At 51.5% G+C, this 1,783-nt stretch carries 1 protein-coding gene; it reads left to right on the top strand.

What is annotated here, in order from left to right:
* Positions 1 to 342 precede the first annotated feature (342 nt).
* On the top strand, positions 343 to 1,650 hold the full coding sequence (locus F1593_RS27890; protein ID WP_149404818.1) for a hypothetical protein: 1,308 nt from the start codon (positions 343 to 345) through the stop codon (positions 1,648 to 1,650).
* Positions 1,651 to 1,783 lie beyond the last annotated feature (133 nt).

Here is a 1,783-nt window from a genome sequence, read left to right as displayed (position 1 = left end):
GCGCAAGACGACGACAGATACTGGAAAGAACACGTCCATAGCCGGTCGCGGGGTCAGCGTGTCCCAGGACAAGTATGCGTGGTTTGAGCGCCATTTCTTTTCTCTCTTCTTCCATTTTTTTCCTTTTCTTCGCCGCCTGTTTTTTGTCATCAAAAAAGTGTCAGGGAGAGAATTCACGCTGCCGGGGCCACCACGGCTCTGTGGCCCCAGACCTAACTCGATCAGGACACGAGGCACTCGGATCTTCCCCGACCCATCCCATGACCGATCAGATTGGGTCTCTTTCCCTCTTGCATTTCCCTGCCTGCCGCTCTATCCTTTTAACAAAAAGGAGAAATTCCTATGCCATTCCCCGAACACACTGCTGGTCACCTCACGGAGACCGTTAATCCAAGCGAACTGTTCGCTCCTTCTTATGAGGGCCAGAATGAGGGCCCGAGCTCTCAAAACTACCAGTCACACGAGGATCAGGCCAGTGACCTATCATGGCAAGGTCCCTCTTCAGACAACTTTAGATCACGAGATGCATTTCCTTATACCCCTGCTGATGTGCAAAGAGCCCTCTACCTGTCACACGAGGATCAGGCCAGTGACCTATCATGGCAAGGTCCCTCTTCAGACAACTTTAGATCACGAGATGCATTTCCTTATACCCCTGCTGATGTGCAAAGAGCCCTCTACCTGTCACACGAGAATCAGACCAGTGACCTATCAGGGCAAGGTCCCTCTTCAGACAACTTTAGACCACTAGGTGCAGTTCCTCATACCCCTTCTGATGTGCAAAAAGCCATCTACCTGTCACACGAGAATCAGATCAGTGGCCCATCAGGGCAAGGTCCCTATTCAGGGCTGCCTGTCCCCGCCTCCTTCTATCCACAGCAAGAGGAGTCAAATGCCCGCTACCTGCGATACGGGGATGTGCCATTCTCCGAAGACACTGATCCCATCATGAGTGTCGAGGATTACCACAATTCTCTCGCGACTGAGGGCCCGGGCTCTCAATACTACCAGTCACACGAGGATGGGGATCAGATCAGTGGCCCATCAGGGCAAGGTCCCTTCTATTCACGCACTTTTGATCAGTCGTATAACGACGACGACTTCCTGTATAACGAACCCCTGTCACCGTCACCAGAGATGCAGCCACAAGATGCAGCCTCTTCCTCTGATAACTTCGAACTGCCTGACCCCCCCTCCTTCGATCTAGATGTGCAAAGAGCCCTCTACCAGCCACACGGCGCGCCCAGCGACGCTCCTCGTTCTGCTGATACTTCCCTTGTCGTTGACATTACCCCTACCTCTTCCTATTATCATAAGGCCAAGCCCCTCGATCCTCATCTCCGCTTGGAAAGTCCTGGCCGTGATGGGAAACCAAGCACCATCTACACGGCTAAAACGAATCAATGGAGTGGTGCGGCGCGAAATCTTCATGCCATACGAGCTGCTGCTGGGAAAGCTCCACTGAAGCCAGGCTGGAATGAAGTACCGCAGAAGCGCCGTGAGATAGAGGGAGCTTCTTCTTTACATGACGCATATAGAACAGGAACTAGTGTAACACACCTACAAAATGTTTCAGAGGGTGCTCTAGCAAAACGTCAGGAGAGAAGAAAAGAAATAAAAGAAAGAAAAGAAAGAAAAGAAAGAGAATAAGAGAAGGAACATCCTTCTCCCAAGTTCAAGATGAATAGCAGGCTGATCATCTCCCAATAGCGTGGAGGGCTCAAAGGTGGAAAATGGGCTCATGTCAGCGTCTCAGCCGCAACATCACAGGACTATACAGCGC

This window comes from Dictyobacter arantiisoli, assembly GCF_008326305.1.
GTDB lineage: Bacteria > Chloroflexota > Ktedonobacteria > Ktedonobacterales > Ktedonobacteraceae > Dictyobacter > Dictyobacter arantiisoli.
Note: the sequence above shows the minus strand (reverse complement) of the source record. Positions and strands in the feature narration are given on the sequence as shown.